This window comes from Janthinobacterium sp. SUN128, from assembly GCF_030587275.1.
Lineage (GTDB): Bacteria > Pseudomonadota > Gammaproteobacteria > Burkholderiales > Burkholderiaceae_D > Janthinobacterium > Janthinobacterium lividum.
On record NZ_JAPWHY010000001.1, the window covers coordinates 3,730,410 to 3,751,859 of the forward strand.

19 protein-coding genes are annotated in these 21,450 nt (G+C 65.1%); 2 read left to right on the forward strand and 17 right to left on the reverse strand.

Annotated features, from left to right (window positions below):
* Window positions 1–52: 52 nt before the first annotated feature.
* From O3297_RS16875 to ybaK, 16 genes are all read right to left on the reverse strand, one after another.
* Complete coding sequence (locus tag O3297_RS16875; RefSeq protein WP_305049243.1) at window positions 53–1,171, reverse strand: acyl-CoA desaturase; 1,119 nt, start codon at window positions 1,169–1,171, stop codon at window positions 53–55.
* Window positions 1,168–2,283, reverse strand: coding sequence for a sterol desaturase family protein (locus O3297_RS16880; RefSeq protein WP_305049244.1), 1,116 nt, complete (start codon window positions 2,281–2,283; stop codon window positions 1,168–1,170). Before O3297_RS16880 ends, O3297_RS16875 begins: the two co-directional genes overlap by 4 nt.
* The gene (locus tag O3297_RS16885) at window positions 2,280–2,918 is read right to left on the reverse strand and encodes a phosphatase PAP2 family protein (RefSeq protein ID WP_305049245.1); all 639 of its coding nucleotides are present in this window, start codon (window positions 2,916–2,918) and stop codon (window positions 2,280–2,282) included. The genes O3297_RS16880 and O3297_RS16885 overlap by 4 nt, the downstream gene beginning before the upstream one ends.
* Window positions 2,915–4,219, reverse strand: a complete 1,305-nt coding sequence (locus O3297_RS16890; protein ID WP_305049246.1) for a F390 synthetase-related protein — start codon at window positions 4,217–4,219, stop codon at window positions 2,915–2,917. The genes O3297_RS16885 and O3297_RS16890 overlap by 4 nt, the downstream gene beginning before the upstream one ends.
* Complete coding sequence (locus O3297_RS16895) at window positions 4,216–5,046, reverse strand: MBL fold metallo-hydrolase (protein ID WP_305049247.1); 831 nt, start codon at window positions 5,044–5,046, stop codon at window positions 4,216–4,218. The genes O3297_RS16890 and O3297_RS16895 overlap by 4 nt, the downstream gene beginning before the upstream one ends.
* On the reverse strand, window positions 5,039–6,076 hold the full coding sequence (locus O3297_RS16900; protein WP_305049248.1) for an NAD(P)-dependent oxidoreductase: 1,038 nt from the start codon (window positions 6,074–6,076) through the stop codon (window positions 5,039–5,041). Before O3297_RS16900 ends, O3297_RS16895 begins: the two co-directional genes overlap by 8 nt.
* Before the next feature lie 10 nt (window positions 6,077–6,086).
* Window positions 6,087–7,067 (reverse strand): 3-oxoacyl-[acyl-carrier-protein] synthase III C-terminal domain-containing protein, encoded by a 981-nt coding sequence (locus O3297_RS16905; protein WP_176376447.1) that lies wholly within the window; start codon window positions 7,065–7,067, stop codon window positions 6,087–6,089.
* 49 nt (window positions 7,068–7,116) lie between these two features.
* The gene (locus tag O3297_RS16910; protein ID WP_034779933.1) at window positions 7,117–8,025 is read right to left on the reverse strand and encodes an ion transporter; all 909 of its coding nucleotides are present in this window, start codon (window positions 8,023–8,025) and stop codon (window positions 7,117–7,119) included.
* Between the two features lie 92 nt (window positions 8,026–8,117).
* Window positions 8,118–9,869 (reverse strand): cation:proton antiporter, encoded by a 1,752-nt coding sequence (locus O3297_RS16915; protein ID WP_211548082.1) that lies wholly within the window; start codon window positions 9,867–9,869, stop codon window positions 8,118–8,120.
* A 105-nt stretch (window positions 9,870–9,974) separates the two neighbouring features.
* Window positions 9,975–11,219, reverse strand: coding sequence for a metal-dependent hydrolase (locus O3297_RS16920; protein ID WP_305049249.1), 1,245 nt, complete (start codon window positions 11,217–11,219; stop codon window positions 9,975–9,977).
* 41 nt (window positions 11,220–11,260) lie between these two features.
* Window positions 11,261–12,922 (reverse strand): GDYXXLXY domain-containing protein, encoded by a 1,662-nt coding sequence (locus O3297_RS16925; RefSeq protein ID WP_305049250.1) that lies wholly within the window; start codon window positions 12,920–12,922, stop codon window positions 11,261–11,263.
* Window positions 12,919–13,878 (reverse strand): DUF2157 domain-containing protein, encoded by a 960-nt coding sequence (locus O3297_RS16930; protein WP_305049251.1) that lies wholly within the window; start codon window positions 13,876–13,878, stop codon window positions 12,919–12,921. Before O3297_RS16930 ends, O3297_RS16925 begins: the two co-directional genes overlap by 4 nt.
* A gap of 37 nt (window positions 13,879–13,915) precedes the next feature.
* Window positions 13,916–14,206, reverse strand: coding sequence for a DUF427 domain-containing protein (locus O3297_RS16935; protein WP_034779946.1), 291 nt, complete (start codon window positions 14,204–14,206; stop codon window positions 13,916–13,918).
* Between the two features lie 70 nt (window positions 14,207–14,276).
* On the reverse strand, window positions 14,277–14,942 hold the full coding sequence (locus O3297_RS16940) for a DsbA family oxidoreductase (protein ID WP_305049252.1): 666 nt from the start codon (window positions 14,940–14,942) through the stop codon (window positions 14,277–14,279).
* A 90-nt stretch (window positions 14,943–15,032) separates the two neighbouring features.
* Entirely contained in the window at window positions 15,033–15,677 is a 645-nt protein-coding gene (plsY, locus tag O3297_RS16945; protein WP_305049253.1) for a glycerol-3-phosphate 1-O-acyltransferase PlsY, read from the reverse strand.
* A gap of 97 nt (window positions 15,678–15,774) precedes the next feature.
* On the reverse strand, window positions 15,775–16,266 hold the full coding sequence (gene ybaK / locus O3297_RS16950; RefSeq protein WP_034779956.1) for a Cys-tRNA(Pro) deacylase: 492 nt from the start codon (window positions 16,264–16,266) through the stop codon (window positions 15,775–15,777).
* A 37-nt stretch (window positions 16,267–16,303) separates the two neighbouring features.
* Between ybaK and O3297_RS16955 the strand changes: the two genes are divergently transcribed.
* Window positions 16,304–17,290 (forward strand): endonuclease/exonuclease/phosphatase family protein, encoded by a 987-nt coding sequence (locus O3297_RS16955; protein ID WP_092607979.1) that lies wholly within the window; start codon window positions 16,304–16,306, stop codon window positions 17,288–17,290.
* Here O3297_RS16955 and O3297_RS16960 read toward each other — a convergent pair.
* Window positions 17,287–19,821, reverse strand: a complete 2,535-nt coding sequence (locus tag O3297_RS16960; protein WP_211548094.1) for a bifunctional diguanylate cyclase/phosphodiesterase — start codon at window positions 19,819–19,821, stop codon at window positions 17,287–17,289. The two genes, O3297_RS16955 and O3297_RS16960, sit on opposite strands and share 4 nt — an antisense overlap.
* 393 nt (window positions 19,822–20,214) lie before the next feature.
* On the opposite strand from O3297_RS16960, the gene O3297_RS16965 reads away from it, so the two are divergent.
* On the forward strand, window positions 20,215–21,447 hold the full coding sequence (locus O3297_RS16965) for an efflux RND transporter periplasmic adaptor subunit (protein ID WP_305049254.1): 1,233 nt from the start codon (window positions 20,215–20,217) through the stop codon (window positions 21,445–21,447).
* Window positions 21,448–21,450: the final 3 nt, after the last annotated feature.

The window sequence follows — 21,450 nt, forward strand, 5'->3', positions numbered from 1 at the left end:
CTGTCGTTACAGAAATTTAAGACGAAACGGAAACCGAGTCAAGCGCGATTCGTCAGGGCTTTGCCGGTGGCCGGCCCATGGCGCGCAGGAATTGCTGCTGCGAGGCGTGCAGCTGGCCGTAACCGAGTTCGCGGTACACGAGGCCGTGGCGCGGCGCCAGTTCGGCCAGGATGCGCGCCAACGCCGGGTAATGGCGGTGGTTCCAGGTGGGGAACAAATGGTGCGTCAGGTGCAGGTTCAAGCCGCCCAGCCAGTAACCGAGCCAGCGCAGGGCGCGCGGCCTCGGCGTCCAGTCGCAAGCCGTATAAAACGTGTGCTGGTACCAGTCGTGCGGCAGGGTGCCGTCCTGCCCCGGCTGGAAAAACTCCACTTCGGCCCAGTGCGTGCCGAGGATCAGCGCCACCAGCGCGCACGAGGCGAGCATCTGGCCCACGAAATACGCGCCCAGCACCACGCCCCAGCCGATGCCGTGCTGCTGCAGCACCCACATGGGCAGCGCCAGCACCAGCGCCACGTGGCCCAGCTTCCAGCCCAGGAAGGACAGCCAGCCACGCCATCCCTGCAAGCGGCTGTGCGCGGCCACTGGCGTCTTGCCAAAGCGGTCCAGCCAGTCGCCATACCAGTTCAGATAAGGCAGCGACAGGGCCGCCACCACGGGCCAGTACAGATATTGATAGCGGTACTGCGGCGACCAGCGTTGAAACGGCGTCTGGCGCAAAAACGGATTCGGCTCCGTGTCGAGGTCATAGCCTTCCACGTTGGCGTACGTGTGATGGAAGTGCACGTGGCGGATGGTCCAGAAATCCGTGTCCACGCCCACGGGCAAGCCCACCAGGCGGATCAGCACGCGGTTCCAGGCTCCCTGGCGAAAGATGGCGCTGTGGGCCGCGTCGTGCAGGGTATTCATGGCCAGCGCCATGGCCGCGACGAGGCAAGCCACATAGCTGGCGACGAACGGCCAGGTGCTGCCGGCGTTCAAGGCCAGCGCATACAGCCCCACCGTCAGCGCGGCCAGAAACACGGTTTTCGCATGCAGGCGCGCGTCGCCGAAACGGTGTCTTCCTTCATCCGCCAGGTAGGCGTCGGCGCGCGCGCGCAATTCGCGGCGGAAGGCGGAATCGCGGGCGGGCTGGAAGCGCAGCGGCGGCAGCGAAGGTACAGGCTGCGTCACGCGCGCGTCCCCGCCGCTGCCGGCCACCACAGGCGGCGCGCGCCGTCGAGGCCATGCGCCAGCAGCGCAGCCAGGAAGACCACGCCCCACGCATCGCGCGCGCCATACCAGCCCAGGAACAGCAGCGGCATGGCCACGGCGATGGCGACCCAGGCGATGGCGCCCCAGCGGCGCGCATCCGACAGGCCGCCCAGCGCCAGGGTGCCGCCAAAGATCAGCGCAAACAGGATGGCCTGCTGCGCGCCGGCCAGCACCGCTTCGTGATTGACGTAATAGATCACCAGGCCAAACAGGATCACGCCGCCGATGCCGATGAACAGCTCGGGCACGTGGAAAGTGCCGCGCGACTGCCAGTGGGGAAAGCGCGCACGCAGCCATGTGAACAGTTTGCCGTTGCTGGCCAGCAGCGGGTTGTGCGTGGGTGTCATGCCCCTCACGCCATAGCGCATTTCCACGCCCTCGAGTTCGGGTTGGAAACTGCCGAACAGCCGGTCCCACAGCAGCAGGGTGCCGCCGAAATTGCGGTTGATATAGCGTTTATCCGTGCCGTGGTGCACGCGGTGGTGCGACGGCGTGACCATGAATTTGTCGAGAATGCCGGACTTGTTCACTAGCGCATTGTGGTTATAGAACTGCACCGTGTAATGCAGGGACGAGACGACGAGGAAGATTTCCAGCGGCACGCCCAGCACGGCCAGGATGGCGATGAAGGGGAAATTCGTCAGCGACGAATACCAGGAATTGCGCACGCCCAGCGACAGGTTGAAATGCTCGCCCTGGTGGTGCACCACGTGCACGGCCCACAGCAAAGGGATTTTATGATGCAGCCGGTGCATCCAGTAAAAGCACAAATCCCAGGCAAAAAAAGCGAAGACCCATTGCGCCGCCACGGGCCACTGGTCGACGATGTGCAGGCTCACATGGCGCAGCAGCAGGGCGAAGGCCGCCACTTCCACGCCGCGGAACACCCACATCAATATGTGCCCCGAATTGAGGTTGAAGATCACGTCCTTCCACGGCACGGGGGTCTTGCGCACCCATTTCAGGATCAGCAGTTCGGCCAGCACGAAGGCCAGCATGATCAAAAACGATAGGGCAAATGGATTCATCATGGTGCGGTTTTCATGGAAACGGCGCGGCGGGCAGCCAAGGATACCTGCATTTTGGCCAGCATGCCGCCAGCGATGCCAACGGCCAGGCCGGCAGCCAGATCGATGCTCACGTGCCGGCGCAGCGCGATGATGGCATAGCAGATGGCCAGGCCCAGCGCCACGGCCAGCGCGGAGCGCAGCAGATGGCGCCTGCCGCACAGCGCCCACACGCACAGCAATGTCAGGGCGCCATGCAGCGACGGCAGGCAGTTTTGCGTGGAATCCGCCGCCTGCAGCATGCGCAGCGCCTGCGTGCTCCAGGCATTGCCTGCATCGACGGGCGGATACGCGAGGGTGGTCGGATACAGCAGGAACACCACGCCGCACATGACGGCGGAAAGCGCCATGGCGCGCGCCAGCCAGCGCACCCGCGCCGCATCGGCCGCCAGGTAGGCGTAGGGGATCAGGATGAAGAAGGACAGGTACAGCCAGATGGCAGCGTCCGTATAGGGAATGGCGCGGTCGATGGCCGTTTCCGGCAGCAGCACGCCCTGCCCTTGCAGCAAGTCGCTGGAAAAATACACGAGGCCGACGCTGCCCCAGCCGGCCAGCAAATGCAGCAGGCGGCCGCGTACGGTCATGGAAGAAGGGTTCATGCGGTCGCAAGGCGCCGGATGCGGCGCCGTTTCATGGTGGGATCAAAGGGAGGCAGTTCAGCGCTCGTCGTCCAGGCCAGGCCGTCGACGGCCACGCCGAGGCCCTGCAGCACCGCTGCCAGGTGCGCGCGCAGGGCGGCCAGTCCTGCCTCGTCCAGGGCTGCATGCAGTTGCAGGGATGCGTCGCCCGACTGCACCAGGCGGTAATCGGCGTCGGGCGGCAAGGCTTGCGCAAAGGCCCGCGTCAGCACGTCGGCAAACACCGCGACGGGTGCACCGCCGTTCGCCGATGGCAAGGATGGCAAGAACAGCATGTCGTCGCAGCGTCCTTCGATGCCATCGATGGCGCGCGTGGCGCGGCCGCACCGGCATGGCGTGGCGCGCGCGATCAGGATATCGTCCAGGCGGTAGCGCACGATGGGCTGCGTGATGCGCGTGAAGTCCGTAATCACGGGGACGAAGCGCCGCTGCTCTCCATCGAGCCACTGCGGCTCGATATGCACGTACTCTTCGTTCAGGTGCAGCACGCCGTGCTCGCAGCTGCTGGCGAGAAAACCCTCGGTGGCCTGGTAGATTTCATGCACGGCGCCAAACGCCTGCACGATCAGCGCGCGGTCCTGCGCTTCCAGCACTTCGGCCACCGAGATGACTTTTTTCGGCGCCAGCGCCAGGCTGCCATCGATGACGCGCAAGGCCAGCTGGCGCAGCACCTGGGCCGGCGCGACGATGACGGAAGGCCGATATTGCGCCAGCTGCCCGCACAGGCTGTCGAACGGTTCGAACAAATCGTAAAAGGCAAAGGTCAACCACGGCGAGCGCACGGCCGTGTACAGATTGCTGTTCGCGCGCAGGAACAGCGCGACCCGCTCGCCGGAGAACAGGCCATCGGGCAGCGCCTTGGCCAGCATCACGCCCGCCCATTGGGCCTTTTCGCGGGGGCTGACGGTAAACACGGCGCGCCGCGACGAGGTGCCGGACGACAGGCCCACCGTGATGTCGCCGACGGCCGGCGTAAAGTCGCGGCTCTGCTCGGCCGCCATGGCCGCGTCCATCGCTTGCGCCAAAGTCACCCCTTGCGTATTCATGGCGTCGAAATGCTCGAGCATCAGCGCCTTGTTCATCGTCGGCCACTGCGCCAGCGGCATATCTCGGTACGGGGTGAAATAAGCGCTGCGCGCGCACAGCACCGCAATGAAACGGGCCAGTTGCCGCTGCTGGTATGCGTGCAGCTGCGCGCGGTCCGCAAAGTGCAGGCGGCGCGTACGCCAGTACGACAGCAACAGCCAGAAGATACGCTTCACGGGCGGCCCGCCACAGGAACATAGTCCGCCGTGTCTTCGTGCGTGATGCGGATCTGCGCATTGCCTGACCGGTGCAACTGGTGCAGCCGGTTCAGGGTGGCGTAGTACGGCGCGCGCTTGTGCTGGATGATAAACGACAGTTCCGACGGTCCGCGCAGCTGCTGGAAACTTTCCGGCACCCAGGCCGCGTCGGACGCCAGCAAGGTCCAGCCGCTCTCCTGCAGCACGAAGGCGCCCAGGTGGCCGATGGCGTGGCCGGGCAGGTCGACGATGTAGATTTCGCCCGTGCCGCTGACGTCGCGCCCGTGCGTAAATGGCAGCAGGGCGGCCGGCAAGGCCGTCTCGGGCACGCTTTCCACGAAATCCAGGCGGTCGGCTATATCGTTTGGCAACAGCTCGGGCACGAAGGCCTGGCGCACGGCGGCCACGCCGGACAGGCCGCGCACGGCGTCCCAGCCCATTTTGGAGGCCATCAGCCGCGCGCCGGGAAAGTCGCGCAGGCCCGCGATATGGTCGGCGTGGAAGTGCGACAGCAGCAAGGTGTGGATATCGCCGGGCGCCACGCCATGCGCGCGCAGCTGGCCCTGCAACGATTCACGCTCTTCGAAGGAAATCGGCGTCACCCACGCATACATGCGGTACACGCCCTTCGATGTGGCGGCGCGGAAGTGCTCGGCGTAACCCGTGTCCCACAGGTACAGGCCCGCGCGTGTTTCGATCAGGTAGGCGCGCGAGGGGAAGCAGCGGCTGGCCAGCCCGCTGCCTTTCAAAACCATGCACGAAGGATGCGTGCAGTGACCGACGCGAAACGCGGTGATGCTAGCCATTGCGCTCCTTGCCCATCTTGTGCGCCGCCGCTTCCTGGCGCATCCACTGCGCCGTGCGGGCAATGCCGTCCTGCAGGCTGACGATGGGACGGTAACCGAGCACCTTGCGCGCCTTGGCGCTGTCGAGCGTCATGTCGAAGCTGAGCGCACCGATGCTGTAGGGCGTGAGCGCCGGTTCGCGGCGTGTAAAGCGCGAAGCAAACTGCATCAGGCGCGCCACCAGCGCCAGCACGCGGTACGGCACGCTGACGATCTCGAACGGCTGCTGCAGATGGTCGCAGAACAGGGTGCGCAAAATGTCGCACAAGCGCGCCGGCTCGCCATTCGTGATGTTGAAGGCGGCGCCGGAAGCGATGGTCTTGTGCACGGTGGCCAGCCACATCGCATGCACGACATTGTCGACATAGGTGATGTCGATGGTGGCCGCGCCGCCATTGGGCAGCGGCAGCTTGCCGCCGCGCTGTTCCAGCACCCTCGCCAGGCGCGGAATCAGCACCTGGTCGTGCGGGCCGAAGATGGCGCGCGGGCGCAGGATCACGCACGTCATGCCGCGGTGGCGGTCGACGCAGTCCTGCACCAGTTTTTCCGCCATCGCCTTGCTGCGCGCATACGCGTTGACGAAGGCGTCGGGGCGGAAGGTTTCCGGCACGTCGTAGCGGTTGCGGTAGTCGAAATAGATGGCCGGCGTGGAGATATGCACGAAGCGCGCCACGTGCAGGCTGGCGGCCGCGCGCAGCAGCTGGGCCGTGGCCGTGACGTTGGCGGCGATGAAATCGCGCTCGGCCCCCCATGGCGACGACAGCGCGGCGCAGTGCCAGACGGTATCCATGCCGCGCACCAGCTCATCGACCTGGCGCGGCGATGCTTGCGCCAGATCAAGCGCGACGAATTGCGCGCCCATGCGTTCCAGTTCGCGGCCCACGGCGGCGTTGCGGCCCGTGGCGCGCACTTCCACGCCCTGCGCCAGCAGGGTGCGCACGGCATTGCGCCCCAGCCCGCCCGTCGCTCCCGTGACCAGTATCCGCCTCATTACACCACCTTCACAGGTCAAGAATCATGCCGCCGATGGTCAGGCCCGCGGCCGTCCCCATCATCAGCAAACGCTGGCCTGCCACGGCCCGCCCCGTCATTACCGCCTCGTGCAGGGCGGTAGGCAAGGACGCGGCCACCTGGTTGCCGTGCGTTTCAAAGATCTTGATGATTTTAGCATCGGGAACGTCAAGGATGCGCGCCGCATGCGCGAGCCCCAATGGGCTGGCCTGGTGCGGCACGACCACGTCGACTCTTTCCAGTCCCGCGCCCGATTCCAGCATTAGTTCCGCCAGGAAATCCGGCATCACCTTGACGGCCAGGCGGAACACGGCCTTGCCATCCATGCGGAACAGATAATCGCCCGGTTCGCAGCCATTGCGCGGGTTGCGCTCGGTGCCGCCGCCGCGAATTTCGCAGTAGCGCCGCCCTTCCGGATACGTGCCCATCTTGTAGGCGCGGATGCCGGCGCTGCCATCGCCCCGCTCGACGATGACGGCGGCGGCGCCGTCGCCAAAGATCATCGACGCTTCCGGCTCGCTCCAGTCGACGCCGCGCGAGGCGAGGTCGGACGAAACGATAGCGATGCGCCGGTAGGCGCCACCGGCCAGCATGGACGCGGCCACGCGGAAGGCGGCCATGAAGCTGAGGCAGCTGGCATTGACGTCGAAGCTTTGCGTGCCTGGTGGCAATCCTGCATGTTCGGCCACGAAGCAAGCCGTATTCGGCAACGCTTGCTCGGGCACGCCGTTGGCGCAGATCAACAGGTCGATGTCGGCCGGACGCAGGCTGGCATTCTTCAGAGCATCGAGCAGGGCGGCGGCGCCCAGCTGGCTTTGCGACTCATCGGGCGCGGCGACAAAGCGCGACAGCACGCCGCTCTTGCGCAGGGTGTAGCCGGCTGGATGGCCCAATGTCAGGTCCAGGCTTGCGGAAGTCACGCTATGCGACGGCACGGCCTTGCCCGTCGCGATCAGGCGAACTGGAATCATGTTGGCCTTAAAAAAGTAAAGTAAATACGGTTGATGTATGGTCTATGCGCTAATCGCGTGCCAGCGGAGGCAAATCGACGCCGCAGTTCTTGCAGAAATTGGCATCGTCATCGAGCCCTTCTTTCAGGCACGTGGGGCAGGTACGCGTGGTCACCAGCTTGGAACTGCGCTGTACCGTCATTTCCGCGCTGATAATGCCGGTAGGCACTGCCAGGATGCCCCAGCCGAGCAACATCATCAGCGAAGCGATGGTGCGCCCGATGTCGGTGCGGGGCGTGATATCGCCGAAACCGACCGTGGTCATGGTGCTGATGGCCCAGTATATCGACGTGGGGATACTGCTGAAACCGTTTTCCGGCCCTTCCACGACGTACATCACAGTACCCAGCAGAAAGACCACCATCATGACAAAAGACAAGAAAATGAGAATCTTGCGCCGGCTGGCCAGCAAGGCCCGCCCCAGCACCGTGTATTCATGCACATACGACGTGAGCTTGAGGATACGGAACATGCGCAGCAGGCGCAAAATGCGCACGTCGATCAACACGTGCGCGCCCGGCAGCAGCAAGCCGATGTAGGTCGGCACGATGGCCAGCAAGTCGATAATGCCGAAAAAACTCTTGGCGTAGCGCACAGGATGCTGCAGGCACGACAGGCGGGCGAAATATTCGATGGTAAATAAAATGGTGAAAAACCATTCCAGCGCCGTCAGCCAGGTGCCATAGCGCTCGGCCACGGAGGCGACACTGCTGAGCACGACCACCGTCACGCTGATCAGGATGGCGGCGATCAGCAGCAGGTCGAAGGCGCGGCCCGTGCGCGTTTCCGCCTCGAAAATGACGGTGTACACCTGCTCGCGCCAGCCCCGCTCGGGCTTGCCATATTTCTGCTGCGTTTCCTGCGCCGCCAGTTGCTGCGGCGTCAGGGGCGCCGCGCCGCTCTTCGTCGCGGCTTTCATGTGGGTAGTGTGCTCATATACTATTATTGTATAGATAATTGACAAAGCACGGCGACACGCACGGTTGGGCTACAGGTTTCATTACAACAACACTACGACAGCTTTTTCGCCAGCAGCACGGCATTGCGCCGGTCGCGCTCGGCCTGCACGATGTCCGTCGTGCGTGCTTCCGAGATGCCCACCGTGTGCAGCACGGTGGCCGTCAGCTGCAGCGCCGATTCCAGCGCCTCGGGCACGACCAGGGTAGCGCCCGCCTGTATCAGGGCCACGGCATGCGCCTCGTCACGGGCCCGCGCATACACGGGCAGCTGCGGATATTCGCGGCGGATCGATTTCACGGCATGCAGCACGGACGCCGCATGGTCCATGGTCAGCACCACGGCGGCGGCCCGGTCCGCATTGACCTTTTGCAACAGTTCCGCGCGCGACGCATCGCCGAAATACACGGGGAAACCGCGCGGATGCAAGGTCGTCACCAGGCGCGCATCATTCTCGATGGCCACATACGCGATATCCTGCTCCGTCAGCACCTTGGCCAGCAACTGCCCCACCCGGCCGAAACCGGCGATGATGACGGTGTTGCCCTGCGGCGGCAGCGCGCCGTGCGCCAGGTCGGCCAGCTGATGGTGGTGGCGCTGCTCCCACCAGTTGCCAAAGGCGCGCGCCGCCTTGGCCAGCGCCGGCGTGGCGAACAGGCTCAGACCCACCACCAGCATGACGAACTGCGCCACCTGCGGTCCGATCAGCTTGGTACCGAGCGCATACGCGACGACGATGAAGGCGAATTCGCCGCCCTGCCCCAGCAGCACGCCCGTTTCCACGGCGCGCCCCCAGTGAAAGCCGCCGATGCGGAAAATCACGCTGATGACGAGGGTTTTCAAGGCAAACAGGCTCAGCACGGCTAGGGGAATCAACACCGGCGACTTGAGGATTTCGCGCACGTCGATCTGCATGCCCACGGACATGAAGAACAAACCCATCAGCAGGCCTTTGAAGGGCTCGATCGTCACTTCCACTTCGTGGCGAAATTCCGTTTCCGCCAGCAGCAGGCCGGCCAGCAAGGCGCCCAGCGCCATTGACAAGCCCGCCAGATAGGTCAATCCCGCGATGCCCAGAGTGCTGAGCAGGGTCAATGCCATGAACACGTCGGGCTGGCGTTTCTTGACGAAAAACTGGAACAGCGGACGGATGACGCGGCGGCCCAGCAGATAGATCAGCAGAATGGCGCCGGCCGATTTCACGGCCGCAAAGCTGAGCAGATACGCCAGGTCGTCGCTGCGCCCGCTGGCGAACACGTCGATCAGGATGAACAGCGGCACCACCATCAGATCCTGGAACATCAAAATGGAAAAACCCGCCTGGCCGGCCGGCGTCTGCAGCGAGCGCTGGTCGGTCAGCAACTGCATCACCACGGCCGTCGACGACAGCGACAGCACCAGGCCCAGCACAATGGACGCTTCCAGCGACAGGCCAAAGTAATACGCCACGCTGCCGATCAGGCAGGCGCTGACCGCCACTTGCCCCACGCCCGCGCCAAATACCCAGCGCCGCAGCGCCCACAGCCGTTCCGTCGACAGTTCCAGGCCGATCATGAACATCAAAAACATCACGCCCAGCTCGGCCAGGCCGCTGACCTGCTCGGCGCGGACAAACGAGAAATACGTCAGCCACGTGAACTCGCCGGCCCACAGGCCGAAGCCAAACGGGCCGAACAGGGCGCCGACGGCCAGGAAACCGAGGACCTGGTTGACCTTCAGGCGTTGCAATAGCGGAATAAAAATCCCGGCCAGGGCGAGAAACAGCAGGGTTTCCCGCAGATACGGTAAGGCGTGTTGCTCTTCCAAAATAATCCTAACTAAATATCATTCATGCTGAATTGGTCGTGTCGCATGCGCGGCCATGGCGAAGTAAGTGCACACACGATATTTTGCCACAAGGCAACAAAATCGCTACGGACGCACCGCTTGCGGCGGCGCCAGCATGTCCGCGCGGGGGCGGTCCCAGCCCGGCACGTAGGCGGGACACGGCCGGTTGCGGAACTGCTGCAGTTCGACGGTCGTGAAATTGGGCAGCATGCCGGGGTTGAAACGCACGTCCGTCAGCTTGTCCGCATTCAACCTGGGCATGCGGGCAAAGCGGAACCAGGCGTCCACATAGCAATTGTCTTCCTGCAGCGCGCGCAAGGCGGCCAGGCTGCCCTCCGCCTTGGCCGACACGGCGATGCCGGGCGCCAGCTGCTGGCCTTGCCTACCCGTTTCCACCAGGCCGGCCGGACAGGCAGCGGGCGCCAGCGCATCCGGCAGCAGGCTCAGGGTGCCGCGCCGCAAGGTGTACACGTCCGTCTTGCTGTCGAGCGAGACATAGATCCAGCACAGCGGATTGCTGGGAAACGCCGTCATCGCCACGTCCCACACGCGCGTGCCGGGATCGAGGCGCTGCACGGCCGCCTCGATGCGCGCGCGGCCGAGGGCCGAGGCCACGCCCTGCGTGCCGATGAACGTGGCGGCCAGCGCGAAGGCCAGCAGCAACGGTCCGCGTCCCCGCTCGCCGGCCCGGCCCTGCAGCACGGCCAGAATCACGCCCAGCCCCAGCAGTATGGCCAGCGAAGCCGGCGCCAGGTAGGTTTTATAGGTGAAGAAACACAGGGCCGCCGCCAGCCCCGCCAGCAGCACGCTTTTGACGATGCCGTAGTGCAAGGACATGATCACGGGCACGCCCAGCAGCACCCAGAACATGGGCTCGACAATGAAGACCATGTCGCCATACAGCCAGCGGCTGTCAAACGGGTAAAACGGGTGCAAGCCATAGGAATTGAGGAAATCCATGCCCATGTGCAAACAGAATCCCAGCAACAGGCAAGCCGCCAGGCCGATGCGGGCGGGCACGCTGCTTTTCAGCAACCGGCGCGCACCGGGCCATAGCAGCCACAACAGGGCCAGCAACAGCAGCGCCTGGGGCAAGGCCAGCAGCAAGGTATGCGTGTGGCCCCGGTGGTGCAGCATGTAGCCGAACGGGCGCGGCAGCAATCGGGTGAGCACCAGATCCAGGTCCGGCGCGTTGCTGGCAAACCAGGCCGTAAAGAGAAACAGCGCGCGCCGGGTGCGCTGGGCGGGGGCCTGCGGCTCGGGCGGCAGGCTGCGGTGTACCAGTTCGCCGACCCCGAGGCCGATGACCGAATGCGTAATATTATCCATCGGGCAATTTTACAGGACGCCCGCCCCCGCGTGCGCGTGCGCTACAGCTTTTCCAGCTCCGGCCCACGCATGCCGACCAGCAAGGCGCGCCCGTCCGGCATCACGCGGAACTCGCCATAACGGGCTTTTTCCCAGCGCGCCGCCTCGCCTTCCTTGAAGAACCAGGCATCGCTGACCAGCACCCAGTTCCCATCCTTCGGCGTCAGCTCGAGCAGGAATTCGCCAGACGCAAGGGCTTCCCTGGTGTACGGGCGCAGCAGTTCCGCCACGCCGCGCGCATCGCGCGTGGCCACGACGAGAGGCCGGCCAGGCGCCCGGTCCACGCTGGCCAGCGTGCTCAAGACGCCAAGGTTGACGAAATTGAGGCGCATGTAGTCGCCCTGCATCAGCGAGCGGGGATCGACGGGTTCCAGCGCCACGAAGATCGCTTCCCCTTTGGCAATCAGCTGCTCTTTTTGCCAGATGCCGCCATTAGCGACCAGCAACACCAGCAGCAAGCCGCCCAGCACGCCCAGGCGCGCGGCGCGGTGTTCGGTGGCCACGCCCGCCGGTTTGCTTTCCACCAGGTGCAGCACGGCGCCGCGCATGGCCAGCCACGACAGGGCGCACAGCACGGCGCCAGCCACGGCCAGCAACGCCGCCTTGCTGGCCAGCGGCCAGGCCAGCTGATAATAAAAGCTGCCGAGTATCCATGCGGCGGCCAGCGCGGCCGCCACGGCCACGCGCGAGCGCCCGCTCGTCAGGCAATACGCGAGGATCAGCAGCACGGGCCCCAGCGCCGGCATGAACCAGGACAGCACGACCAGCACCAGCGCCACGCCGATGGCGGGCAACTGGCGCAACGCCGGCCAGCGCCATCCCGTCCAGGCGGCAGCCGCCATGGCCAGCACGAGCGACACCCCGTTCAAGGCTTGCGCATACCAGGCGCCGGCCTGGTGCCGGGTCACTTCGCGCGCCACTTCGCCGGCAAAACCACCGCCCAAGGCGCCACCCAGCATGAAGGTCATGCCGGACCAGAAGACCAGTCCCAGCAAGATTGCCAGGACCCACCCCGTCGACAGCGATTCCAGGAAAGCGGCGACGGACGCGCCGCGGCCATCGTTGAAGGCTTGCTTCTGCAGCCAGTGGGCGCCCAGCCAGAGGGCCAGGGCCAGCATCCAGGCCAGATACAGTTGCGTGGGGTCGTTTTCGAAAATAAAGTCGCGCGTGCTATCGACGATGCCCAGCCCCAGCAAGCCGCAGGCGACCAGCCCCAGCAGCACTCGCAGCCAGTCGCGCGGCAAGGCGGCGGCCACCACCAGGCATGCCAGGCACAGCAGCAGCGACGCCGTCTGCGTGGAATAGTCGCGGTACAGGGCATAACCGAGCAAGCCGCCGCCCACCAGCAGGCATGGCACGGCCAGTTGCTCGACGAACAGCGCCACGCCGCGCGTGCGGATCAGCAGCACGGCCGCCACCAGCACGATGGCGGCGACGACATACGCGCCGGGTCCGTGGCGCACGACGCTTTCCAGGCCCACGCCCAGCGCAATCATCAGGGGAATCGCGGCCAGCCAGGCACCGAAGGCCGTCATCAGCACCAGCGGCCACGGCCGTACATCCTGCACGGGACGGGTGGCGTTGGGCGGCAGCAGGCCGGCGCGCGTGGCGTCGTCGATCAGGGTGGCGAGCGCATCGGCTCGTTGACTATGGATAGTGTTCATGCCGCCTCCCGGCGCGTGCGCCACAGGATGCCTTGCACGGTCAGCGCCAGCAGCACGGCGGCCAGCAAGCCCAGCATGGCCAGCGCGCCGACGCCATCGCCATGGCCGTTGAACAGCACGTGCGTCAGCCCTCCCACCAGCAAGGTGTTGATACCGAGCGCGACGGCGCTCAGGCCGAACACATCAAAGAACCGGCCGGTGGCCAGCAGGACGCCGGCGACGGCCAGCAAGCCCAGTCCCGCCCAGTACGGCGATTCGATATCATTGCCGAACAGGGCGCTGACGCCCGTGCCCGTGATAAGGATGGTGGCCAGTACCAGGCCCAGGCGCAAGGCCCAGCTGCCCGCGCCCGTCCAGCGCGCCAGCAGGGGCGAGACAAACGCACAGGCAAGCAGCACGACCAGCCAGCCGCTGACGAAAATGGACAGATCGGCCGAATCGATGCGCCAGCTGTGGCGCGCCTGCGCCTGCATCCACAGGGTGGCGGCCGTCGACAGTATCAGCATCCATGGCGTCCACAGCACGTCGCTGCGCGCGACCAGGCACAGGGGCAGGGCCAGCACGGCCCACAGGGCGAACAGCTGCCACGGGTCGGCGCCCGTCTGGTACGTCTGGCCGAAATACGCAAACAGGCCGCCGATGGCCAGCAAAGCCAGCAGCAGCAAGGGCACGCGCGCCTTGGGCACGGCGAAGGCGCCCACGCAGGCGGCGGCCAGCACCCCTTGCAGCAGGGCAAAACGGCCCATGCGGCCCAGCGCTTCCCAGTTGGCGGCCACCCAGCAGATCAAGCCCATGCCCAGCAGTGCGGCGCCCAGCACGGCCACGCCGCGCGGCAGCCAGTAGGCCAGGCGCGCGGGTTCGCGCTGGAAGCCGGCCACTTCCTGCAACTGCCGGGTTTGTAGGGCATCGAGCGCATGGTCCGAGGCGAGTTGGTACACGGCGAGGCGTAAATCCATCGTCTGCTTTCTTTGTCAGGAAATTGGGGGAGTCAGGTCAGCGCTCGACGCTCACGCCGCGCCAGAAGGCGACGTGGCCGGCAATTTGCTTGGCCGCATCCTTGGGCTGGGGGTAATACCAGGCCGCGTTGGCATTCGTCTGGCCATCGACGACGAGGTCGTAATAGCTGGCCGTGCCCTTCCACGGGCAGATGCTCGTGTGGCTGCTGGGACGCAGGTATTCCTGCGTCACCGACGATAAAGGAAAATATACATTGTTTTCAACGACTTGCACCTGCGCATCGGTGGCTTGCGCGATGACAGCGCCATTCCAGCTGGCTGTTGGCATTTGACTATCCTCCTTCTGCGCCGAGTGTAGCGCAAAAAGTCTGCCATGGCGCGCGCCATTGGCGCCCCGCTCAAGCGCCGGCGATGATCTGGCGCAAGGCTTGCTCGAACACTTCAGGCGGCTGGCCCCCGGAAATCAGGTGGCGCTCGTTGATGATGACGGCAGGCACCGAGTTGATGCCGTTCTGCTGGTAGAACTGTTCCTGCGCGCGCACCTCGTCCGCGTAGGCGTCCGATGCCAGCACCTCGGCCGCTTTCACGCTATCGAGCCCCACCTTGCCGGCCACGGCCAGCAGCACCGCATGCGAGGATGGATCCTGTCCCTGCGTGAAATAGGCATCGAACAGCGCCATCTTGAGTTGCTTCTGACGCCCTTCCAGCCCGGCCCAGTGCAGCAGACGGTGCGCATCGAAGGTGTTGTAGATGCGGCCGCGCTTGTCCATGGCAAAGGTAAAGCCCAGCTGCTCGCCGCGCGCGCGGATGGCTTCGCGCGACTGCGCCATCTGTTCCGGGGTGGAGCCGTATTTGCGGGCGATGTGTTCGCCGATATCCTCGCCTTCGGGCGGCATATTGGCGTTCAATTCGAAAGGCTGGAAGTGGATATCGGCCTGGACGGTACCGTCCAGCTTGGCCAGCGCCTGCTCCAGCGATTTCAGGCCGACCACGCACCAGGGGCAGGAAACGTCGGACACGAAATCGATACGGATGGGGGTGGGTGTGGCGGGAGTGGAACTCATGGTGGGCAGCCTTTGCGCGAGTCGGTGGCGGCCGCACCGCGCGGCGCCGCAAGCACAGCATATGCGTACGGGCCGCGGGAAATCAAGCGCTTACTTCTTCTTGACGGTCGCCTTGGCCACATCCTTCTTGCCGCCGATCTTGCTTTCCTTACCGGAGAGCAAGTTCGCGATGTTCTGGCTGTGGCGGTAAGCCAGCAGCACGCTCATGACGATCACGGACAGCAAGATGGGATCGACGCCGAACAGCAAGCCATAGTAAAACGGCGCGAACAGGGCCGCCACCAGCGCTGCCAGCGAGGAATAGCGGAAGGCATAGGCGATGATCAGCCAGGTAGCCAGGGTCGCCAGGCCCAGCCATGGATTGATGCCCAGCAGCACACCGAGGGCCGTGGCCACGCCCTTGCCGCCGACAAAGCGGAAGAACACGGGCCACAAATGGCCGAGGAAAACGGCGATGGCCACCAGGGCCACGGCCGTGTCGCCCACGCCCAGCGCAGTGGCAAAATGGTCGGCCAGGAACACGGCCAGCCAGCCCTTGGCGCCATCCCCCAGCAGGGTCATGATGGCGGCGCCCTTGTTGCCGCTGCGCAGCACGTTGGTGGCGCCCGGATTTTTCGAGCCATAGGTGCGCGGATCGGCAATGCCGTAGACCTTGCTCATCACCACGGCAAACGATATCGAGCCGAGCAAGTAAGCGGCCACTGTCATTGCCACGGTTGTGATTACTGGATTCATTTCTTCCCTTTATTGTGTTTATTACACCAGCATCGAGGCTGGCGCAGCAGAATATACACCATGGCCGATGCCCGGTAACAGCCCGTCGTCCATTTCATTAATCCTGCAGGGCGCACTGCACCGGCTTGGCTTGCAACAAATCAACAAGCACCTGCGGCGCCAGCGAGACGAGGAAGCCGCGCCGCCCGCCATTGATATAGATGCGTTCAAGCGCCAGGATCGATTGCTCCACGTACACAGGCATGGCTTTTTTCGTGCCGAACGGCGAGGTGCCGCCGATCATGTAGCCCGAATGGCGCTGCGCCACCTCGGGCTTGCACGGCTCGACGGACTTGCAGCCGATGGCGCGCGCCAGGTTCTTGGTCGAGACCTTGCAATCGCCATGCATGAGCACGATCATCGGCTTGGCCGCCTCATCCTGCATCACCAGGGTCTTGATCACCGCATGCTCGGGCACGTTCAATTCGCGCGCCGAGACGCTGGTGCCGCCGTGCTCCTCGTACGGATACGGGTGTTCATCGAAGGAAACTTGATGCTTGCGCAGCAACTGCGTCGCCTGGGTCTCGGAAATATGCTCTTTTTTAGCCATGCGTGATACGCTGATCGTTCAGTGAGGAGTGCTAATTATGCAGGAAGAAATCCGCTTTGCCACATTCAATGTCTGCAACCTGGCCCCTGCCGGGGCGAAATTGTATGACAACCTGGAACCGTTGAGCCCGGCGCAATACGCGGCCAAGGCGGAGTGGACGGCGCGGCAGATCGACCTGCTCGACGCCGACGTGATCGGTTTCCAGGAAATTTTCTCGCAAGCGGCCTTGCGCGACGTACTGTCGCGCACGCGCCATTACCGCGAAGCCACCTTGGCCGGCTACGATGCGATGGATGCCGCCGGACGCATATTGCCCACGGTGGCGCTGGTGTCGCGCCTGCCGCTGGCCGGCGCTGGTGTTGCCTGGGCGAATTTCCCTGCCGGCGTGAGCGTGCCTGCCGACAGCCATGTCCAAGATGACAATGCCTGCCGCTTCGCCCGCGCGCCCCTGCACGTCCAGGTCATCTTGCCTGGCGGACAACTCACGGACGTGGTCGTCGTGCATTTGAAATCACGCCGGCCCGACTACCGCCATGGCGACGGCAACGATGCCATCGCCTACGCACTGGCCAACCTGCGCTCGCTGCAGCGGCGCGGCGCGGAAGCCGTGGCCCTGCGCGTGCTGGCAAGCGAACTGGGCCACAGCGGCCGCCCCCGCATTGTGCTGGGCGACTTCAACGACATCGCCAATGCCGTCACCACGGCCATCGTCATGGGGGCGGGCGGGCCGTGCGAACCACATGGCGACATGCCGGAAATGCGCGCGCGCCTGTACGACGCCAATGCCATCCAGCTGCGCCAGGATGCCCTGCGCCACGTGGGCTACACGAATATCCACGACAGCACCTACATGACGATCGACCACATCCTTGTGTCCGAACATTTCCACGCCGCCTCGCCGCGCGCCATCGGCGTGGTGCAGGAAGTGGGTTATCTCAACGACCATTTGCTGCTGGGCTTGCCGCATGCATCCGACCATGGCCAGGTGCTGGCACGCATCAAGCTGCTGGGAAATATCCACTAATGCAGCAACCTCGCCAGCGCGCTGCCCTCGACTTGCGCGCTGGCATAGCGGCCTTGGTATTGCTGGCAGCCCTGCCCCCGCAGATACGCCAGCTGCTGCGCCGTTTCCACGCCTTCGGCAATCACCGTCAATTGCAGCGCGCGCGCCATGGCGATGATGGTGGCGGCGACGACCGTGTCGGACTCGCCTGCCGCACCATTCGCGGCGGCGGGCAGGAACGATGGATCGATCTTGAGTTTATCCACCGGGTAATGGCGCAGATTGGCCAGGCGCGAATAGCCGGTGCCGAAGTCATCGATGGCCAGCCTGGCGCCCAGCGCGCGCAGCTGCGCCAGCACCCCGGCCAGGCGGGCGCCGCCCTTCATCAGCAAGGACTCCGTCACTTCCAGTTCCAGGCAGCCGGCAGGCAAACCCGACGCGGTCAGTGCCTCTTGTACGCCAAGCAATAAATTATTGTGCAGGCATTGCGCCGGCGACAGATTCACAGCCACGTGCCAGGCATGGCCCGCATCGTGCCAGGCCCGCGCGCGCAGGCAGGCATGGTGCAGCACCCAGTTGCCAATCGACACCATCAAGCCGCATTCCTCGGCCACGGCGATGAAGCGCTCGGGCGGCAGCACCCCCAGTTGCGGGTGGCGCCAGCGCAGCAGCGCTTCGGCGCCAACGATCTGCCCGCTGGCAACATCGAGCGCGGGCTGGAACTCCAGCACGAATTCATCGCGTCCCAGCGCTTCGCGCAAGCCCTGCTCCAGGCTGGCCCGCTCGACGATTTGCGCATTCATCTCGGCATTGAAAAACTGGAAATTGTTGCGCCCGCTTTCCTTGGCATGGTACATCGCGATGTCGGCGTTATGCACGAGGGTATCGATGCTGTCGCCATCGCTGGGAAAGATGGCCACGCCGATCGAGGTCGACACATGCAGTTCGTATTCGCCCAGCTGGTACACCTGCGTCACGGCATGCAGCAGGCTGGACGCCACATGGGCCACCTGGTCGATGCCGCCCACCTCGGCCAGGATGATGACGAACTCGTCGCCGCCATGCCGGCTGACCGTATCGACGCCGCGCACGCAGCGCACCAGGCGCCGCGCCACTTCCTTGAGCAACAAGTCCCCCACGTGGTGGCCCATGCTGTCATTGATGTGCTTGAAATGATCGAGATCCAGGTACAGGATGGCCAGCATGCTCAGCTTGCGCCGCGCGGCCGCCAGGGCCAGCGACAGCCGGTCCAGCAGCAGCACCCGGTTCGGCAAGTCGGTAAGGAAATCGTGCTCGGCCAGGTGGCGCGTGTGCTCCTCGTTTTTCTTGCGCTCGCTGATATCGCTGAGAATGGCCAGGTAATTGCTCAATTGCCCTTGCGAGTCGCGAATGGCCGTCAGCGACAGCCAGGCCGGGTAGCGCCCGTCCGCCTTGCGCTGGCCCATGATATCGCCTTGCCAATAGCCATTCGCATCGACCTCGTCCCACACGTGGTCGAAAAACGCCGGCGCATCCGGCTCCACGCCGTGCAGGACGAAGGGCTTGCCCAGCATGTCGTCCAGGCTGTAGCCGCTGATCTCGCTGTACGCGGGATTCATGCTGACGACCCGCTGCTGCGGGTCCATCACGACGATGGCGACACTTGCATGCTCGATGACCTGCATCGACAGGTACAGGGCCCGTTCGGCCAATTTGCGCGAGGAAATATCGCGGATCACGGCGTAAAACAGATAGGTGTGGTCGAGCGTGACGGAAGTGAGCAGCACTTCGCCCCAGAACAGCTCGCCGCTGCACGTCTGATAGCGCCAGTCAAAGCGGCAATTGCCGTCGGCGTGGGCCTGCGCCGCCAGTTGCGTGCCGCTCAACGATGACAATTCGCCATCGGGCTGGCGCAAGGGCGAAAAGTCGCTGAGGCGGCGCCCCAGCAGGCGTTGCCGGTCTTCACATTGAAACAGGGCAATAGCGGCCGGGTTCGCCTCGGCGATATGCTCGTCGCGCAGCAGCAGGATGGCATCGGCGGATTTCTGGTACAGCTGGCGGAAATTGTCGCCCATCAGCAACAAGGCGCCCTGCGCGGCGCCATCCTGGCCGCTGGCCGTGATGTCGACATCGATGCAGACCACTTGCCGCACTCTTCCGGACTGCATGACAGGAAACACGGTGGAACAGATGCAGCGCGGCGCGGCCCCATCGGCATCCAGCTTCCACAAGCGCGTGCTGCGCGCCTTGCCGCTCTCCCACACGGCCGCCAATTCACCGGCAACCTCCTCGGCCACGGTGGCGGCGTCCGGTAGCGAAGCGGCCACCCTGGCCCACGGCTGGCCCAGCGCCAGCTCCGCCGTCACGCCATACAGGCGCGCCGCGCCAAAGCTCCAGTAGCGCACGATGCCATCGCGGTCGATGCCGCGCACGGCCAGGCCGGGCGCCTGTTCGACGGCGGCAACAATGATGGACAGCAAATCGAGCGCCTTGCCGGCCGGCCCCGCCTGCGGTTCGGCAGCGGCCAGCAAACGGCCCGGCGACGGGGCGGCTCCGACAATCCGATCAGACATCAGGCCCCCCGTGGCGCGGCAGCGCGGCAACCGGCAGGCGGATGGCCTGTCCGGTGGCGCAACCATCCCGACCATTCTTGCGCGCCCGCGAATCGGCTTCTTGAGGATGCGCAAGCATCGTGACGCGCACCGCGGGCATGCCGGCAGTGTTTCCGGTCGCCGTTTTTTGCATTCCAGCCCCGATTTTGTGCAATCTGTCGCACGGCGATGGCGGCCAGACTTGAATCTTCCTAAAGTGGCAACATGCGTATCGCCGTGAACGACCGCAGCGGCAGGCGTGCTGCCTGCGGCCGCCACGGTGATGCGCTACCCGAATTCTCCCGGCCAGCGACAGGCCGGGTCCGCACCGAGACCTGGCGCCGAACCCCTGCGCCGCTCCTGACTAAAAAACCTATGAAAAACGAGACCCTGCCCCCTGCCTCCCCCCTTGCCGCCACGCGCCGCCGGCGCTGGCGCACCCCCGTGCTGATCCTGGTCGTGCTGGCCCTGGCCGGCGGCGGCTGGACGGTGATGCAATCGAAGCAGCAAGCCGCCAAGGCTGCCGAACTGCAAGCGAGCAAGAAGAAGGAGCAGGACAAGACGCCCGTGCATGAACTGGCGCAGGGCGACGTGGCCGCCATCGATGCGCGCGCGCTGGCAATCAGCCTGCCCCTGTCCGGCTCGCTGGCGCCCTTGACCCAGGCCACCATCAAGGCCAAGGTTTCCGGCGTGATCCAGGAAACGACCTTGCAGGAAGGCCAGCATGTGACGAATGGGCAAATCCTTGTTCGCCTGGATGCGGCCGACCAGCGCGCCCGCCTGACGCAGCAGCAAGCCATGCTCGACGAAGCGCAGGCGCGCCTGTCGATGGCAAGCAAAAACGAGGCCAATAGCCAGGCCTTGCTCAAGCAAAAGTACATTTCGCAAACGGCCTACGACACGACGCAAAACTCGGTCGACCTGGCGCGCGCCAGCGTCAAGTCCGCCGCCGCCATGGTCGACATCGCCCGCATCGCGCTGGCCGACACGGTGATTCGCGCGCCCATGGCCGGCATCGTCAGCAAGCGCCACCTGCAGGCCGGCGAAAAAGTCTCGCCCGACATGCCCGTCTACACCATCGTCAACCTGGCGCAGCTGACCCTGGAAGCGCCTGTGCCCAGCGCGGAAATCCCCCGCATCAAGCTGGGCCAGGACGTGCACTTCAAGGTCGACGGCTTCGGCGCGCGCGACTTCGCCGGCAAGGTCACGCGCATCAACCCCACCACCGAGAGCGGCTCGCGCGCCATGCTCGTCTACATCGCCGTCGACAATGGCGATGGCGCGCTGCGCGGCGGCATGTTCGCCAAGGGCAGCATCGTCACCGAGCGCTCATCCGTGGCGCCGCTGGTGCCATTGACGGCCGTGCGCAATGAAAAGCAAGGTCCCGTCGTGTATGCGCTGGTGAACAACAAGGTGGTCGCCCAGCCCATCACGCTGGGACTGCGCAACGAGGATGAAGGCTATGCGGAAGTGACGTCCGGCCTGGTGCCGGGCGCGAAAGTCATCATCGCCAAGCTCGATGGCGTCAAGCCGGGCCACAGCGTGACCTTCGCCGCACCGGCTGCCGCCCCTGCCGCGCCGGCAGCCGTGCTGGCACGGAAGGACTGAGCC

Excerpts from the sequence above, each read along its gene's own strand:
- O3297_RS16880 (WP_305049244.1), bottom strand. The coding sequence starts at position 2,283 with ATGATGAATCCATTTGCCCTATCGTTTTTGATCATGCTGGCCTTCGTG.
- O3297_RS16885 (WP_305049245.1), bottom strand. The coding sequence starts at position 2,918 with ATGAACCCTTCTTCCATGACCGTACGCGGCCGCCTGCTGCATTTGCTG.
- O3297_RS16895 (WP_305049247.1), bottom strand. The coding sequence starts at position 5,046 with ATGGCTAGCATCACCGCGTTTCGCGTCGGTCACTGCACGCATCCTTCG.
- O3297_RS16900 (WP_305049248.1), bottom strand. The coding sequence starts at position 6,076 with ATGAGGCGGATACTGGTCACGGGAGCGACGGGCGGGCTGGGGCGCAAT.
- O3297_RS16905 (WP_176376447.1), bottom strand. The coding sequence starts at position 7,067 with ATGATTCCAGTTCGCCTGATCGCGACGGGCAAGGCCGTGCCGTCGCAT.
- O3297_RS16910 (WP_034779933.1), bottom strand. The coding sequence starts at position 8,025 with ATGAAAGCCGCGACGAAGAGCGGCGCGGCGCCCCTGACGCCGCAGCAA.
- O3297_RS16920 (WP_305049249.1), bottom strand. The coding sequence starts at position 11,219 with ATGGATAATATTACGCATTCGGTCATCGGCCTCGGGGTCGGCGAACTG.
- O3297_RS16925 (WP_305049250.1), bottom strand. The coding sequence starts at position 12,922 with ATGAACACTATCCATAGTCAACGAGCCGATGCGCTCGCCACCCTGATC.
- O3297_RS16930 (WP_305049251.1), bottom strand. The coding sequence starts at position 13,878 with ATGGATTTACGCCTCGCCGTGTACCAACTCGCCTCGGACCATGCGCTC.
- O3297_RS16935 (WP_034779946.1), bottom strand. The coding sequence starts at position 14,206 with ATGCCAACAGCCAGCTGGAATGGCGCTGTCATCGCGCAAGCCACCGAT.
- O3297_RS16940 (WP_305049252.1), bottom strand. The coding sequence starts at position 14,942 with ATGAGTTCCACTCCCGCCACACCCACCCCCATCCGTATCGATTTCGTG.
- plsY (WP_305049253.1), bottom strand. The coding sequence starts at position 15,677 with ATGAATCCAGTAATCACAACCGTGGCAATGACAGTGGCCGCTTACTTG.
- ybaK (WP_034779956.1), bottom strand. The coding sequence starts at position 16,266 with ATGGCTAAAAAAGAGCATATTTCCGAGACCCAGGCGACGCAGTTGCTG.
- O3297_RS16955 (WP_092607979.1), top strand. The coding sequence starts at position 16,304 with ATGCAGGAAGAAATCCGCTTTGCCACATTCAATGTCTGCAACCTGGCC.
- O3297_RS16960 (WP_211548094.1), bottom strand. The coding sequence starts at position 19,821 with ATGTCTGATCGGATTGTCGGAGCCGCCCCGTCGCCGGGCCGTTTGCTG.
- O3297_RS16965 (WP_305049254.1), top strand. The coding sequence starts at position 20,215 with ATGAAAAACGAGACCCTGCCCCCTGCCTCCCCCCTTGCCGCCACGCGC.